Annotated in this window: 17 protein-coding genes; 5 read left to right on the forward strand and 12 right to left on the reverse strand. The window is 56.4% G+C overall.

All coding sequences use genetic code 11. From position 1 onward, the window contains the following. Window positions 1-12: 12 nt before the first annotated feature. The 3 genes from fahA to hmgA are packed head-to-tail and all read right to left on the reverse strand — an operon-like array spanning window position 13 to window position 3281. Window positions 13-1272: a fumarylacetoacetase gene (fahA, locus tag K3J57_RS14960; protein WP_259796555.1), complete on the reverse strand. Its 1260-nt coding sequence runs from the start codon at window positions 1270-1272 to the stop codon at window positions 13-15. 7 nt (window positions 1273-1279) lie between these two features. After that, window positions 1280-1915 (reverse strand): maleylacetoacetate isomerase, encoded by a 636-nt coding sequence (gene maiA, locus K3J57_RS14965; protein ID WP_259796558.1) that lies wholly within the window; start codon window positions 1913-1915, stop codon window positions 1280-1282. Window positions 1916-1928: 13 nt separating this feature from the next. Beyond that, complete coding sequence (hmgA, locus tag K3J57_RS14970) at window positions 1929-3281, reverse strand: homogentisate 1,2-dioxygenase (protein WP_375542812.1); 1353 nt, start codon at window positions 3279-3281, stop codon at window positions 1929-1931. Window positions 3282-3504: 223 nt separating this feature from the next. Here hmgA and K3J57_RS14975 point away from each other — a divergent pair, with 223 nt between their 5' ends. The 5 genes from K3J57_RS14975 (at window position 3505) to K3J57_RS14995 (ending at window position 9381) form a co-directional block, all read left to right on the forward strand. Then, window positions 3505-4344, forward strand: coding sequence for an OmpA/MotB family protein (locus tag K3J57_RS14975; RefSeq protein ID WP_259785610.1), 840 nt, complete (start codon window positions 3505-3507; stop codon window positions 4342-4344). A 113-nt stretch (window positions 4345-4457) separates the two neighbouring features. Further along, window positions 4458-5771: a flagellar hook protein FlgE gene (locus K3J57_RS14980; protein WP_173486073.1), complete on the forward strand. Its 1314-nt coding sequence runs from the start codon at window positions 4458-4460 to the stop codon at window positions 5769-5771. A 29-nt stretch (window positions 5772-5800) separates the two neighbouring features. Further along, entirely contained in the window at window positions 5801-7258 is a 1458-nt protein-coding gene (gene flgK, locus K3J57_RS14985; RefSeq protein ID WP_259796562.1) for a flagellar hook-associated protein FlgK, read from the forward strand. Window positions 7259-7273: 15 nt separating this feature from the next. Next, window positions 7274-8281, forward strand: coding sequence for a flagellin (locus K3J57_RS14990; RefSeq protein WP_259785612.1), 1008 nt, complete (start codon window positions 7274-7276; stop codon window positions 8279-8281). Continuing rightward, window positions 8278-9381 carry a flagellar basal body P-ring protein FlgI gene (locus tag K3J57_RS14995; protein WP_259785613.1) on the forward strand — a complete coding sequence of 368 codons (1104 nt, stop codon included), beginning with the start codon at window positions 8278-8280 and terminating at the stop codon, window positions 9379-9381. The genes K3J57_RS14990 and K3J57_RS14995 overlap by 4 nt, the downstream gene beginning before the upstream one ends. Window positions 9382-9928: 547 nt before the next feature. On the opposite strand, the gene K3J57_RS15000 is transcribed toward K3J57_RS14995, so the two are convergent. Genes K3J57_RS15000 through K3J57_RS15040 form a run of 9 tightly spaced genes read right to left on the reverse strand, consistent with a single transcriptional unit; the run spans window position 9929 to window position 14493 of the window. Then, on the reverse strand, window positions 9929-10429 hold the full coding sequence (locus K3J57_RS15000) for a flagellar basal body-associated FliL family protein (protein WP_259792909.1): 501 nt from the start codon (window positions 10427-10429) through the stop codon (window positions 9929-9931). Window positions 10430-10442: 13 nt separating this feature from the next. Continuing rightward, window positions 10443-11171, reverse strand: a complete 729-nt coding sequence (flgH, locus tag K3J57_RS15005; RefSeq protein WP_259779199.1) for a flagellar basal body L-ring protein FlgH — start codon at window positions 11169-11171, stop codon at window positions 10443-10445. 10 nt (window positions 11172-11181) lie between these two features. Continuing rightward, a complete protein-coding gene (gene flgA / locus K3J57_RS15010) occupies window positions 11182-11616 on the reverse strand; it encodes a flagellar basal body P-ring formation chaperone FlgA (protein ID WP_375542813.1) in 435 nt (144 codons plus the stop codon). Further along, entirely contained in the window at window positions 11616-12401 is a 786-nt protein-coding gene (flgG, locus tag K3J57_RS15015) for a flagellar basal-body rod protein FlgG (RefSeq protein ID WP_259773631.1), read from the reverse strand. Before flgG ends, flgA begins: the two co-directional genes overlap by 1 nt. A gap of 9 nt (window positions 12402-12410) precedes the next feature. Beyond that, window positions 12411-13130 carry a flagellar hook-basal body complex protein gene (locus tag K3J57_RS15020; RefSeq protein WP_259792913.1) on the reverse strand — a complete coding sequence of 240 codons (720 nt, stop codon included), beginning with the start codon at window positions 13128-13130 and terminating at the stop codon, window positions 12411-12413. 1 nt (window position 13131) lies between these two features. Next, complete coding sequence (locus K3J57_RS15025; RefSeq protein WP_055187321.1) at window positions 13132-13401, reverse strand: flagellar biosynthetic protein FliQ; 270 nt, start codon at window positions 13399-13401, stop codon at window positions 13132-13134. Continuing rightward, window positions 13398-13688: a flagellar hook-basal body complex protein FliE gene (gene fliE, locus K3J57_RS15030; RefSeq protein WP_055187322.1), complete on the reverse strand. Its 291-nt coding sequence runs from the start codon at window positions 13686-13688 to the stop codon at window positions 13398-13400. The genes K3J57_RS15025 and fliE overlap by 4 nt, the downstream gene beginning before the upstream one ends. An 11-nt stretch (window positions 13689-13699) precedes the next feature. Continuing rightward, on the reverse strand, window positions 13700-14092 hold the full coding sequence (gene flgC / locus K3J57_RS15035; protein ID WP_259773633.1) for a flagellar basal body rod protein FlgC: 393 nt from the start codon (window positions 14090-14092) through the stop codon (window positions 13700-13702). 11 nt (window positions 14093-14103) lie between these two features. Continuing rightward, entirely contained in the window at window positions 14104-14493 is a 390-nt protein-coding gene (locus K3J57_RS15040; protein ID WP_259776296.1) for a FlgB family protein, read from the reverse strand. Window positions 14494-14506 lie beyond the last annotated feature (13 nt).

A 14506-nucleotide genomic window follows, 5' to 3' on the forward strand; every position in this document is an offset into this window, starting at 1 on the left:
GCGCCAGCGCCATTATTTCGGCCAGCTCTTGGCGGGCAGGATCTGGCCCACGCAATCGCCGAACCCGATCTGGAACCCGTCACCTTTCGCGGCCCCGCGCAGGGTGAGCGTATCGCCGTCCTCGATAAAGGTGCGGGTCTCGCCGGTATCGAGCGTGAAGGGCTCGCGCCCGGCCCAGCTCATTTCCATCAGTGATCCGTATTCGGTTTTGGTCGGGCCAGAGATGGTGCCGGAGCCCAGCAGGTCGCCCACATTCATCCCACAGCCACCGATGGCGTGGTGGCAGAGTTGCTCGGCAGCGGAATAATACATGCGGGTGTAGTTGGTTTCCCCAATGATACTCGCCTTGTCGGCCCCTTCGGGCTGCATCAGCACCTGAAGTTCGATGTCGTAAAGACCGTCTTTGGAGCCATCGAGATACGGCAGCAGTTCCTTTTCACGTTCGGGCGTGGGGGCGCGGAACTCTTCCAGCGCGCTTGCGGTCACAATCCATGGCGAGATTGAGGTGCCGAAGGCTTTGCCCTGAAACGGCCCAAGCGGCTGGTATTCCCAGCCCTGGATGTCACGGGCCGACCAGTCGTTCAGCAGCACATAGCCAAAGATCATGTCATCCGCTTCGTCCACGGTGATCGGCTGACCAAACGCGGAGGGTTTGCCGACGATGGCGCCCATCTCCAGCTCGATATCCAGACGCATTGACGGACCAAAGCTGGGCATCTCGGCGTCGGGCGCTTTGCGCTGGCCGTTGGGGCGATGGATCGGTGTGCCGGAGATCACGACGGAGGAGGCGCGACCGTTATAACCGATCGGGATGTGCAGCCAGTTGGCCGGAAGATCAGGTGAGCCACGCAGGATCGCACCCATATTGGCGGCGTGCTGACGCCCGGCGTAGAAATCGGTGTATTCCGAGACAAGGAACGGCATGTGCAGCTCGGCATCCGCTTGCGCCACGAGGAAAGGCTCCACCGCATCGCGTTCACCAGAGTGTTCCCCGAGCAGCTGTTCCAGTCGCGCGCGCAGGGCGGACCAGGCATCGGATCCCAGTTCCATCAGCTCGTTCCAGAACGGCACGTCAAAGACGGGATCATCGCTGATTTCGATCAGCCCGGCCTCTTCGGCCCCGGCCATATCGAGGATCATGTCCCCGATCGCCACCCCACAGCGCGGTTCCTCATCGCCGACAGAGAAAACGCCATAGGGCAGGTTGTTCAGCGGAAAAGGGGTGTCAGCGGAATTGGCGCTGTCCACCCAGGATTTTTTCAGTTGGCTCATGATGTCCTCATTCAGCGTCTGGTTGGGCCTCTGGCCGGGCCTTGGCAAAGGTGGGCAGGGCCAGACAGGTTTCTTCAATTTCGGTCAGGCGGGCAAAAGGTGCCATGTCGACGCCCCAGCGATGCCCATTATAAAGTTGCGACACAAGGCAGATATCCGCGAGCGTCGGCCGGTCGCCAAAAGCAAATTTCGTGCCTGTTGGCAGTGTCGCCTGAAAAGCGGTCAGGCCTTCGGTCATCCAGTGCACCATCCAGTCAACACTGTCGGCCTTGCTGTGCCCCATCTTGTCCAGATGCTGCACCACGCGCAGGTTGTTCACCGGATGGATGTCGAGTGCGATTATATGGGCCGCGGCCATGACGCGGGCGCGCTCTAATGGATCGTTGGGCAGAAGCGCCGGGTCAGGATAGGCATGATCCAGATAGTCGAGGATCGCCAGCGATTGGGTCAGCACCGTGCCGTCTTCCAATTCTAAAACCGGAACGCCTTTGCCGGGGTTCATCATCTGAAACTCCGCGCTGCGCTGCTCGCCCTTCACAAGGTTCACCGGGTGGCTTTCATAGGGCACACCTTTCAGGTTCAACGCAATCCGCACCCGGTAAGAGGTGGTCGACCGCCAGTAGGTGTAGAGCTTCAACCCCATCACGCCTCTCCCCTTATTTCTCACCCGGTGTGCCGTCGAATTTCTTCTCAAGGCTGTCCCAGCAGTCGATATAATCGTCCTGCAACGGGGCCTCTTTGGCGGCAAATTCGGTCAGGTGTTGCGGGAAACGGGTTTCGAACATGAACGACATGGTGTTGTCGAGCTTTTCGGGTTTCAGATCCGCATTGGACGCGCCTTCAAACGCATCCCGATCCGGCCCGTGCGGCAGCATCATGTTGTGAAGGCTGATCCCGCCCGGCACAAAGCCCTGCGGCTTGGCGTCATACTGGCCGTAAATATTGCCCATCAGCTCGGACATGATGTTCTTGTGATACCAGGGCGGGCGGAAGGTGTTTTCGGCCACCATCCAGCGTTCACGGAACAGGACAAAGTCGATATTGGCGGTGCCCGGATGGCCTGACGGGGCGGTCAGGACCGTAAAGATCGACGGATCCGGGTGGTCAAACAGGATCGCCCCAACCGGGCAATAGGTGCGCAGGTCGTATTTGTAAGGGGCATAGTTGCCATGCCACGCCACCACGTCCAGCGGCGATTGGCCGATCTCGGTTCGGTGGAACTGGCCACACCATTTCACGGTGAGGGAGGAGGGCACCTCGCGGTCCTCAAATGCCGCCACCGGCGCCTTGAAATCGCGCGGGTTTGCCATACAGTTTGCCCCGATGGGCCCGCGCCCCGGCAGCTCAAACTTCTGACCATAGTTCTCGCAGACAAAGCCGCGCGCTGGCCCCTCGACCAGTTCTACCCGATAGACCAGCCCGCGTGGAATGATGCCGATCTCTTTCGGTTCCAGATCAATCACGCCAAGTTCGGTGTAAAAGCGCAAGCGGCCTTCCTGCGGCACCACCAGCAACTCACTGTCGGCCGAGAAGAAATAATCATCCACCATCGATTCGGTGACCAGATAGATATGCGAGGCCATGCCGACCTGCGTGTTCACATCCCCTGCCGTGGTCATGGTGCGCATGCCCGTGATCCAGTTCAGCCCCTCTGTCGCCTCAACCGGGTTCCAGCGATATTGGCCCAGTGAGATCACATCCGGGTCAATGCAGGGGGCGGATTTCCAATATGGCATGTCCACTTTGGTATAGCGGGCAGAATGCTTTACCGACGGGCGGATCCGGTAACACCATGTGCGTTCCGGCGGGTTGGCGGTAAAGGCCGTGCCCGAAAGCTGCTCGCCATAAAGACCGTAATTGCATTTCTGCGGAGAGTTCATGCCTTGCGGCAACGCGCCGGGCAGGGCTTCCGTTTCAAAGTCATTGGCCCAGCCGGGCATGTATTCGACATTGGTGCCGGTATTCGACACTGCGCGCTGCATGTCACGCTGGCCATTGTGATTGGTCATTCCGTTTCCCTGTTGCTGCCGGTCGTCGCGAACCGGTCGATCCTTTCGCTCGTTAATTAATATTGTTGCAAGTGCAATGAAGTCAAGAAAAACACCCCGTCACAAAAAGCTGGACCGGATCGTCGCCCGGCAGCGACCGGAAAATCCCGACAATTTGACAGGTTAAGCGGGGATAAACACCTCTTTGCTATTCCTGTCTTCGGGTGAAAAATGAGGTGGTGGTATGAGCGCAAATGGACAAGCGCCAATAATCATCAAGAAGGTGAAGAAGGGCGGTGGTGATGGACACCACGGCGGTGCATGGAAAGTGGCTTATGCCGACTTCGTGACCGCGATGATGGCCTTCTTTCTCTTGATGTGGCTGTTGAATGCAACAACGGAAAAACAACGCAAGGGGATCGCGGATTATTTCAGCCCGACCATCCCGATCAATCGGGTGTCTGGCGGTGGGTCCGGCTCCTTCGGGGGGGATTCGATCTTTTCCGAGGAAACGCTGGCCCAATCCGGCAATGGGGGGCTGCCGCGCAACCCAACCGAGGATCGGGAGGGAGAGAATTCCGGCGGGCGTGAGGTGGATGATTCGGCCCAGGACAGCAAAGCAATCGAAAAGGTCGAGGAGCTTCTCAGCGGGAAATCCGGTGAAAGCATGGTCAGTGAGGCAACCCGGCGTCACATCCTGACCCGCGTGACAGATGAGGGCCTGCTGATTGAGCTGTTTGATATCGAAGGTGACCCCCTGTTTGAACCAGGAACCAGCACGCCGACCCCGGTGATGCAGGAGCTGGCAGGGGTGATGGCACGGATCTTCAGGCTGGTGGAAAACAAGATTGCCATCGGGGGACATGTTCGTGCGCAACCCGTTGTGGTTGCAAGGAATACGGCCTGGGACCTGTCCGGGGATCGGGCAACGGCCATGCGCGAACTGCTCGAGGCGAAGCAGGTCGAAACCGGAAGGATCCAACGCGTGACGGGACATGCCGATCGCAAGCCGGCAGCGCGCAACCCGATGGCCCTGCGCAACAACCGGGTGGAACTGACTTTGCTGCGGAAGAAGACACCCTGAAGGCGGCCGGCGCTGCGCAGCAATTAAATTCGGATTGTAGTTGTTAGGCCGCTGTTAAGGGGTCGGGCGCTATGGTCCGGGTTGACATACCTGATGCAGCAGAAAGGCGCACCATGACTATTTCTTCCTCGCTGAGTGCCGGGGTTGCCGGTTTGAGTTCAAACGCGACCCGTCTGGCGACGATTTCCGACAATATCGCCAACTCCTCGACCTTCGGGTACAAGCGGGCGACAGCGGATTTCCAAAGTATGGTGATCGGCGGAACTGCCGGGGCCGGGACTTATTCGGCGGGCGGTGTGCGCGTGTCGACCCAGCGATTGATTGATGAAACGGGCCCGCTGATTTCTACATCAAACCCCCTCGATATTGCCATTGGTGGCAGCGGTATGTTGCCCGTGACACAGGAAGTGTTTTTGGGGAGCGGGTCAGGGGATCGCCCGATGATGATGACGACGACCGGTTCGTTCAGGACGGACAGTGAAGGCGTGTTGAAAACGGAAACCGGTCTGGTGCTGCTGGGATGGCCCGCAGATGCAGACGGAAATGTCGGGACTTTCCCACGAGATTCCGGGGCCGGGCTTGAACCAGTTGTAATCAATTCCAACCAGACTGCCGGTGACCCGACAACCCGCCTGAAACTCGGGGTCAACCTCCCGGCGGTGGATACCGAAGTGGGGGCACCAGGCGATACATTGCCCTTGTCCGTTGAATATTTCGGCAACCTCGGGACATCCGAAACATTGGACTTCTCTTTCACGCCAGTTGTGCCTGCCTCGGGAACCGCGCCATCCAATCAATGGACCATGGTGATCCGGGACAGTGCTGGCGGCAATAACGTCATTGGGGAATACACGCTGACATTTGATGACAGCCGTGCGGACGGGGGGACCTTGAACTCGGTTGCGGTCGTGTCCGGCGGCGCCTATGACGCTGCAACAGGGGAACTTGCCCTGACCGTTGATGGTGGCCCGCTGTCGCTTACGATCGGAAAAATCGGTGACCCGAACGGGCTCACACAGCTTTCGGACAGTTTTGCGCCCACATCCATTTCCAAAGATGGGTCCCCCGTCGGCAATCTGACCGGGGTCGAGATTGACGAACATGGCTTCCTGAAAGCCACCTATGACACTGGTTTCACGCGGACAATCTATCAGGTTCCCTTGGTGGATGTGCCCAACCCGAATGGCCTGAAATCCCTGTCCAACCAAGCCTATCAGGTGTCCCCCGAGTCCGGCTCCTTCTTCATGTGGGATGCAGGTGATGGCCCGACAGGTGAAGTGATTGGCTTTGCACGCGAAGGGTCTACCACGGATGTGGCAGGTGAACTGACCTCACTGATCCAGACCCAGCGTGCCTATAGTTCCAACGCCAAGGTCATTCAGACCGTTGATGAAATGTTGCAGGAGACCACCAATATCAAACGGTAACTTCCGGGGTGGTCATCGGAGGTTGAGATATGAGTATCACAAGCACCATGCACAACGCTCTTTCAGGGCTAAGTGCACAATCTCGGGCGGCAAGCCTTGTGTCGTCCAATGTGGCCAATGCCATGACCGAGGGATACGCCCCTCGGTCATTGGAGCTTTCTTCGCGAACGCTCGGTGGAACCGGATCCGGTGTGTTCGTCGAGGGGGTGACGCGACATACCGACGAAGTGCTTTTGGGGGATCGCCGGCTGACCGATGCGGCCGTAGGTTACGACAGTACAACCTCCGCATTTCTCAAGTCATTGGAAATGGCTTTGGGAACGCCGGATGACCCCGGTTCGCTTTCCGGACGCATCGCGAAACTTGATGCGGCGCTGGTGGAAGCAGCCGCGCAGCCTGGCAGTGAGGCGCGCTTGTCCGCGGTGGTGGATGCGGCAAACAACGTGGCAACGCATCTCAACAATGTTTCCGACAAGGTGCAGGAGCAACGTTTGGAGGCTGACCAGAACATCGCTCTGCAGGTTGAGAAATTGAATACGGGCCTCAAGCAGGTCGAAACCTTGAATGCCAAGATCCAACAGGCGCGTACTCAAGGTGTTGATCCTTCGGGCCTTATGGATATACGCCAGAAAACCATTGACGAAATGTCGTCAATCCTGCCGCTAAAACAACTGCCAAGAGAGAATGGAAAAGTGGCGCTGGTAACCACCGGCGGTGCCATTGTTCTGGAAGGGAAAGCAGCTCAGTTTGAATTCTCGACCGTCAATTTGATTGTTCCCGAAATGACCCAGGCAAGCGGAGCATTGTCTGGTCTGACGATGAATGGTCAACCCTTGCGCACGAGCGGTGATCGCAGCCCGATCGCCGGTGGCTCGCTGGCGGCGGAGTTTGAGGTCAGGGATGAGCTCGCCGTGGATGCCCAGCAACGACTGGATGGTTTTGCCCGCGATCTGATGGAAAGGTTCGAGGATCCAGCAGTGGATGCTACGCGGGCTGTGGGGGATCCAGGACTGTTCACTGACAATGGAAATGCCCTTGATCTCGCAACGGAGCTTGGCCTGTCAGCACGGATTTCCCTACACGCGGCTGTTGACCCCGCACAAGGGGGGGCTGTGTGGCGCATTCGTGATGGGTTGGGGGCAGTCGCACAGGGGGAGGCTGGAAATGCCACTCTCATCAACGAACTTGCTGATGCTATGGGCCGGGCAAAGGCACCAACCTCGGGTGGTTTCCTGGGCGCGGCACGATCATCAGCGGGCTTGGCGGCAGATATGTTGTCCATCGTTGGGGCCGATTTGAAAGAGGCGGAAGCACAATACAGCTTCTCTTCGGCACAAAACAATTCCCTCAAGCAAATGGAGTTGAGCAAGGGGGTGGATACGGATGCAGAAATGCAAAAACTCATGATGATTGAGCAAGCCTATGCCGCCAATGCGCGGGTGATCACCGCGGCGGATGAGATGATCCAGGCATTGCTGAGTATCTAACGAGGAGGCACCGAAATGTTTACGACCTTTGGTGATTTGGCCACCGCGTTCCACTCTCGCTCACAGGGGGCGAAGCTCCGGGCAGAGATGAGCCGTCTGGGTGTAGAGCTGACAACGGGTCTGAAGACAGACATAAGCCGTGCCGTGTCTGGTGATTTTGGCCCGATTGCAGGAATAGAGCACGATCTGCAAACCCTGCTGGCATATAAAACCGCAACGGATGAAGCGGCTATCTTGGCGAACACGACCCAGATCGCGCTCGAAACCATTCAAAGCCAGGGTGAAGACCTCGTGAGCGGAATGCTGACGGCGACGAGCTCGAAAAATGTTACCATGGTGCAAACAACGGCAATGGATGCAAAGCAGAAATTTAACTCTGCCGTTTCGCAGCTGAATACCGATGTCATGGGGCGCTCCCTGTTTGCTGGTGCCGCAACTGACAAGGCCCCGTTGGTCAGTGGTGAAGAGATGCTCGAAGCAATTATGGTTGCAATTGCAAGTGACACCAATGCCGCCGATATCTCTACTAGCATTGATGCCTGGTTTGACGATCCCGCTGGAGGATTCGCCACCATGGCCTATCTCGGTTCTGACAATCCGATGGGACCAATTCGGTTGGGGAATGGTGAGGTCGCTGATCTGACAATTCGCGCCAATGACCAGTCTATCAAGGACGTTTTGAAAGCAACTGTCAAAAGTGCAGTGATGGCTGAGGGCGCGCTGAATGGCAGTGTTGAGCAGCAGATTGAGCTGACAAAGATTGCGGCGCAGGATCTTTTGAGCGCAAATGACGGGCTTGTGCTTGCGCGTGCAGGTATCGGTGCGGTTGAAGCGCGCGTGGATGCTGCCCAAACCCGAAATGAGGCTGAGAAGTCAGCCCTTGAAATTACACGCTCAAACCTCATTTCGGCTGATCCCTACGATACTGCGACAGAGCTTCAGGCAGCCTATTCCCAACTGGAAAGCCTCTACACTGTTACGGCGCGTATGTCGAAACTGAATTTCACGGATTTCATGCGATGAAACAGATACTTACAGCTATTTTTCTCCTCCTCGTCTCAGCCATGTCGATGCAGGCTAATACGATCCGAATTAAGGATCTTGTTGAATTTGATGGCGTTCGCGGAAATGACCTGATCGGCTATGGGCTGGTGGTCGGGTTGAATGGAACGGGGGATGGAATTCGCAATGCTCCGTTTACCGAAGACATCATGTCTAATATTTTGGAACGCCTCGGCGTGAACATTACGGGTGAGCAGTTTCGGCCCAAGAATGTTGCAGCAGTGTTTGTCACAGCCGCGTTGCCGCCATTTGCACGGGCCGGGTCAAGAATTGACGTAACGGTTTCCGCAATTGGGGATGCCAAAAGCTTGCTGGGTGGGACGCTGATCATGACCCCTTTGAATGCGGCAGATGGGGAAATTTACGCGGTCAGCCAGGGAACGGTGATTGCAGGTGGTGCTTCGGCTGAGGGGGATGGCGCGAAAGTGGTTCAAGGTGTTCCCACCAGTGGTGTCATTCCAGCCGGTGCGCGGGTCGAGCGTGAACTGGATTTCGATTTTACCAAACTTAAATCTATCCGCCTCGCCTTGCGCACTCCAGATTTCACAACGGCCGAGCGGATTGAGAATGTGATCAACCAAAATTATGGCCGGGTGGTTTCCAGAATGCTTGATGGTGGCACTGTAATCGTTGACATCAGCAAAACACGGGCGCTGTCGCCCGCGCACGCGCTGGGCGACATTGAAAACCTCAGGGTCGAACCAGAGCGCAAGGCCCGTGTTGTGGTGGACCAGCGGTCTGGTACGATTGTGATGGGGGAAGACGTGCGGATCAGCAGAGTTGCGGTGTCACAGGGCAACCTCACGCTGCGTATTCAAGAGACGCCTTTGGTTGTGCAGCCGAACCCATTTACTGATGGGCAGGCCATTGTTGTACCTCGGACAGATGCAAATATTGTGGAGGAGCCCGGTGTTGGCCTTGCGGAAGTGGATGGGGGAACATCTCTGTCAGAAGTTATTGCTGGGCTGAACGCATTGGGCGTTTCCCCAAGGGATATGATAGATATCTTGAAAAGTATCAAAGCTGCAGGGGCTCTTCACGCAGATTTCGTGGTCCGCTGACATTCCGGGCCAACCGTTGGCGAGAAAGTCCTTACATGAGATGATGGGCGAACTAAATCGAGCCGGCGCTGGGGTTTTGGTCAGTTTTTCACCAGTCACATTCCCCTCACGATTTCCTTTGGAGCTCTCTGGTCAAACGCCTAGTATTGAAGGGCGATACACAACACACGCGCTTGCGTGACCACAGCCCGAAGTTGACAAGTTCAGGATCTCTAATCGGAGATGTGTGTTTCAAGTCTTCGTAAGCACCAATTGGGATAGTTTCGGCTTGAAGTGTGGCTGCGCTGTTGGTTGAAACATCTGTCTGTCTGATAGACGCATTGAAACCCCATACGGTTGTCCACTCCGCATGACATGCAAAAGATGAGTGGTCGCACAGGATGTTTGGATGCCTATTCCGGCCCACTCATGTCTTTTCGAAGTTGAATTACCAAATCACAACGAGGACCATCAAGAGTGTATGCGGGTTGAATTGGGCATGCAGTTAAGACGGCCTCGAAAGTGGCTTTGGTGACGCATTCCATGCGATTTATCACCTTAGGACCTATCAGATGTCCTGGCGCACAATATCCGTAACCAGCACCTCAAAGATATCCGTTGTCATGATCTTTTCTGCGACCTCTGTCAAAGCCAAGCGCAACCCGTCCAGTTTCCCGGCCTCGGTGAATACGCCGTCAAAACCACCCAGGTTTGCATGATCAAAAAGCACCTGCAGGAATGCGTCCCTCAACTTCGGTTCACGTTGATAGAATTCCTCGCTGCCCCCGGGTGCGATTTCTAAACTAAGTGACAAGACAACCAGAGATCTGACTTGGCCGTTGCCCAAAACCGGAATAACGAACTGGTTGTTCATTTTAACGAAGTCACTGCTGGGGGCGCCCTCTTCTGCGGAGCTCTCCTCCGAAAGGTTTGATTTGGTTTCAGTTGGAATGTCACCACACGGGTTGATTTCCACCACTTCGGAGGGTGCAGGGCGCAGAGCGATGCCTGCACCGACACCTGCGCCGAGCCCAATCATAGCAAGAAGAACTGGTAGGATTTTTCCCATTGGAAGCCCCCGGTCAGAATGGAAGGATAATGTCTGCAACCTGTTGGCCGATGCGAGGTTGCTGAACATCTGAAATTAGACCTCGACCACCATAGGAAATACGAGCCGAGGCGATCTTGTCGTAGGGGATTTCATTTTTGCGCGAGATATCTTCTGGCCGCACAAAACCGGTCACCAACAATTCGCGCAGCTCGAAATTCACCCGCACCTCTTGGGTGCCCTGAATCTTGAGAACACCATTTGGCAGCGTCCCCAGAACGGTTGCCGCAACGCGGAGCTTTAACTTTTCATTGCGTTTTACGTTCCCGTTTCCAGATGAGGTGCTGGTTGAGCTGAAGTCCACGGCTGACGCCATGTTGGCCCCGTCTGGCATAACTTTGTTGATATTCTGTGGAATGCCAAACAGGGATGGCAGTCCCATGGTTTCGGCACCATTTCGGCTGCGTGAAGAGCTGTTGGACAGTTCAGCGCGATCATCAATTTCGATGACCACGGTTAAAATGTCCCCGGCTTGCTGTGCGCGTCGGTCGCCAAGAAGGGATTGCCGGCCTCTGCTCCAGGTTGACGCTCGGGTGACCGAATTCTTGGGATCTTTCGTGACAGGAAGTGCCGCGGTTGTCATGGCATGATGCTCGGAACTGACCTCTACCGGGCTAAGGTCAGGTGCTTTGCCAACCTGCTCCAACCGGGAACAGCCAGAAATTGCGATGACAAGACTGAACAGAAGGGGTGAGTAACGCATATTGCAACCTTTAAAAGCCTGGGAAGTTTGGGGGGGTGACTGAAACGGAGCCATCGGGTTGTATGGTGCCGGTGATGGTGCTGCGGGACGATAAGTTCATGACGCGCACACGATCCCCGATGCCACCCCGCGCAAGCGCGCGCCCTTCTGCGGCAATTCGGAGGCCACCCGTTTCATAGATCAGAATGATGATCTGATTTCTGTCGACCAGTGCAGGTGGACCGACATCGTTGAGCCGAATGGGGCGCCCTGCATAAAGAACCGATCGGGTTTCCTGCCCAACCAGTTCTTCCATGCTGACATAGGTGCCGGGGATATCCCCTGGCGTGACTGTCAGGTCTGCCGCGGTCAGAATACTGTTTGCACGCATGGTGCGGGCGGCAAGAACTGTGTCAGCTTGAATAGCTGTCGGAAGAAGCAAGAGAGCAAGAATGAAACGCCACATCACCGCACCTGCGTGGTTGCTGCCAGCATCTGGTCGGCTGCCGTGATGACTTTTGAGTTGAGCTCATAGCCGCGCTGAGCCTCGATGAGTTCGGTGATTTCTCGGACTGCGTCGACGCTGCTGTTTTCCAGATAACCCTGACGGAGTGTGCCCAGCCCATCTTGTCCGGGGGCGGCGGTTAGCGGCGCACCGGAGGCAGTTGTTTCCAAGTATAGGTTGGAGCCAATGGCCTCGAGCCCTTTTTCATTGGTAAAGCTGGTCAGCGTGAAAGCACCCATTAACTCTGGCTCAACCACGTCTTTGAAGTAAACATAGACCTCGCCATCTGCATTGATGGATACGGAGCGAGCGTCACTTGGGATGGTGATTCCGGGTGCAACCACATAGCCGTCGGTGTTCAGGATCTGACCGTCTGGCGACAGTTTCAACGCGCCATCCCGTGTATATGCGGCATTGCCGCTTGGAAGTGTAACTTCGAGATAGCCCTTGCCTTCAATCGCAAGGTCCAGCTCGCCACTGGTTTGGGCAAGGCTGCCTTGTTCAACCATCATGGACACGGCAGCGGGGCGGACGCCAAGCCCGAGCTGCACCCCGGCCGGGATGACGGTACCGTCAGAGGCTGCAATGGAGCCTGGGCGGGTGGCCTGTTGATAATGCAGATCTGCAAATTCTGCGCGGCGGGCATTGTAGCCTGTGGTGCTCATATTGGCGAGGTTGTTGGAAATGGTCTCAACCCGCATTTGCTGGGCGAGCATCCCGGTGGCGGCAATCTGTAATGAACGCATGGGAACTCCTTATTTCACAACGGTCTGAAGGACGGCACGGATCCGTTCGTCTTCTTTTTCCATGAAGCTCTGGCCCAACTCGTAGCTGCGCTGAACTTCGATCATTCTGGTGATTTCCTGAACGGGATTGACGTTTGAACCTTCCACAAAACCTTGCAGGATGTTGGTGCCTTCCAAAACGGGTTGTGTTCCGCCGGGCGCGGTGAACAATACACCTTGCTGGTGTTGCAGATCAGATCTGTCGAGGGGGGCGAAGAGGCCGATCTGGGTGACCGGGCGTCCATCAGCAGATAGGGTGCCATCAGATGCCAGAGAGACCGTTTTGGCGTCAGGTGGCACAAAAATCGGGGCTCCGCCGGCATCCAGAAGACGCAAGCCATCCATATTCGTAAGCTCACCCTCCGCAGACGGGATGAAGGCTCCGGCGCGGGTCAGAACCGGGCCATCCACCCCTTCGAGCATGAAAAACCCGTCTCCTTCTATGGCAAAGTCGTAGGTTCCGCCTGTCTGCGTCAACGCGCCTTGTTGCAGGTTGATGGACCGCCCATTTGCAAACCCCATCGACAGGGACGGTTCATCCTTTGGCATCGCATGGATAAATTCGGAGAACACCACGCCTTCCTTACGAAATCCGCTGGTTGAAGCATTGGAGATATTGTTGGCGATGGTTGTCATCTCACGCAGCAGGCCGGATTGGCGGGTGAGGTTGGTGTAATGGGTGTTGTCCATGTCAGGCTCCTGCGATCAATGGGATGATCTGGTTCTGGAAAAAGCCTGTGAGCGTTTCGGTCATGAAGCTCATCGAAACCCAGAACACGACCAGAATGGCAATGAGTTTGGGCACAAAGGTCAGGGTCATTTCCTGAATTGAAGTCAGAGCCTGAAAAAGGCCGACAGCCAGGCCAGCCACCAGGGCAACCGTCAGGATGGGGGAGGAGATCAGAACCGCGTTCCACAGCCCCGCGCGCAAGGTGTCGAAGAAGATGACGTCATTCATCATACCGGCATCCTCAGAATTTCCTGATACGCCTCGACCACCTTATTGCGAATGGTGACTGCTGTTTCGACCGCAAGTTCGGTCTGTGCCAGAGCCTGGACAAGTGCATGCGGGTCCGCATCCCCCGACATGGCGGCCAGTGCGGTTTGTTCGCCCTGCTGAACGGTTGCGGCGAAGTCATTTGCCATTTTGGCAAAATCCGCCGCAGGCCCGTCTGCCCGCGCCTTTGGCTGCGTGGCGGGACGGGTGGCAGCATAGCCTTGGGCCGCGATAGAGGATTTAACATCCATTCTGGTGTCTCCTATCTGCGTAGTAGATCGAGCAGTCCTTTGGACATTTGCCGGGTCTGATCGAACATTTTGAGGTTCGCCTCGTAGCTGCGCTGCGCTTCGCGCGCGTCAGCGATTTCGACCACCAGATCGACATTCGAGCCGTCATAGTAGCCTTGGTCATTTGCCATCGGGTGAGAGGGGTCATACACGCTGGGCAAAGTCGTTTGGTCCAGGCGCACCTGTCCGGGTTCTACCAACCCGGTTGCGCGCCCGCTTTCCATCACCTGATTGAAACTGACCAGCTTCCGCCGATAGCCAGGGGTGTCGGCATTGGCGATGTTTTCTGAAACGTGGAGCAACCGGGCGGCCTGGCTTCGCATGCCTGAGGCGGCGGCGGCGGCAGAATTTCTGAGATCATTCATGATGCCATTCCTTATCTACCGCTGACGGCGGCCCGCATGATGTTCATCGAGCTCTTGTAAACAGCGAGTGCAAGATCGTGGTCGCGCTTTGCACTGGCAGAGGCCATCAATTCGGTCTCCAATGAAACGGAATTTCCATTTGGGGACGTGGGGCCGTCGCGCAGGATCGATTGGGGCGCTTGTCCCAGATGGTCAGAAGCGGTGAGCGCATGTTTTGCGCGGGAATGCCGCATTTCAGTGCCATTGGGGGCATCATATGTCTCGGCGAATGAGACAAGATCGCGGGCGCGGTAACCCGGCGTATCTGCATTTGCAACATTCTGTGCAATGGTCGACTGACGAGCCGCGGCGTGCTGTGCCAACCCCTGACTCATGCGAAAAATTTCCAGTTTGTCGAACATCGGGGCTTCTCCC

This window comes from Aliiroseovarius crassostreae (assembly GCF_025137635.1).
GTDB lineage: Bacteria > Pseudomonadota > Alphaproteobacteria > Rhodobacterales > Rhodobacteraceae > Aliiroseovarius > Aliiroseovarius crassostreae.

Coding starts and splice junctions, on each gene's coding strand:
- fahA (WP_259796555.1), bottom strand. CDS start 1,272: ATGAGCCAACTGAAAAAATCCTGGGTGGACAGCGCCAATTCCGCTGAC.
- maiA (WP_259796558.1), bottom strand. CDS start 1,915: ATGGGGTTGAAGCTCTACACCTACTGGCGGTCGACCACCTCTTACCGG.
- hmgA (WP_375542812.1), bottom strand. CDS start 3,281: ATGACCAATCACAATGGCCAGCGTGACATGCAGCGCGCAGTGTCGAAT.
- K3J57_RS14975 (WP_259785610.1), top strand. CDS start 3,505: ATGAGCGCAAATGGACAAGCGCCAATAATCATCAAGAAGGTGAAGAAG.
- K3J57_RS14980 (WP_173486073.1), top strand. CDS start 4,458: ATGACTATTTCTTCCTCGCTGAGTGCCGGGGTTGCCGGTTTGAGTTCA.
- flgK (WP_259796562.1), top strand. CDS start 5,801: ATGAGTATCACAAGCACCATGCACAACGCTCTTTCAGGGCTAAGTGCA.
- K3J57_RS14990 (WP_259785612.1), top strand. CDS start 7,274: ATGTTTACGACCTTTGGTGATTTGGCCACCGCGTTCCACTCTCGCTCA.
- K3J57_RS14995 (WP_259785613.1), top strand. CDS start 8,278: ATGAAACAGATACTTACAGCTATTTTTCTCCTCCTCGTCTCAGCCATG.
- K3J57_RS15000 (WP_259792909.1), bottom strand. CDS start 10,429: ATGGGAAAAATCCTACCAGTTCTTCTTGCTATGATTGGGCTCGGCGCA.
- flgH (WP_259779199.1), bottom strand. CDS start 11,171: ATGCGTTACTCACCCCTTCTGTTCAGTCTTGTCATCGCAATTTCTGGC.
- flgA (WP_375542813.1), bottom strand. CDS start 11,616: ATGTGGCGTTTCATTCTTGCTCTCTTGCTTCTTCCGACAGCTATTCAA.
- flgG (WP_259773631.1), bottom strand. CDS start 12,401: ATGCGTTCATTACAGATTGCCGCCACCGGGATGCTCGCCCAGCAAATG.
- K3J57_RS15020 (WP_259792913.1), bottom strand. CDS start 13,130: ATGGACAACACCCATTACACCAACCTCACCCGCCAATCCGGCCTGCTG.
- K3J57_RS15025 (WP_055187321.1), bottom strand. CDS start 13,401: ATGATGAATGACGTCATCTTCTTCGACACCTTGCGCGCGGGGCTGTGG.
- fliE (WP_055187322.1), bottom strand. CDS start 13,688: ATGGATGTTAAATCCTCTATCGCGGCCCAAGGCTATGCTGCCACCCGT.
- flgC (WP_259773633.1), bottom strand. CDS start 14,092: ATGAATGATCTCAGAAATTCTGCCGCCGCCGCCGCCTCAGGCATGCGA.
- K3J57_RS15040 (WP_259776296.1), bottom strand. CDS start 14,493: ATGTTCGACAAACTGGAAATTTTTCGCATGAGTCAGGGGTTGGCACAG.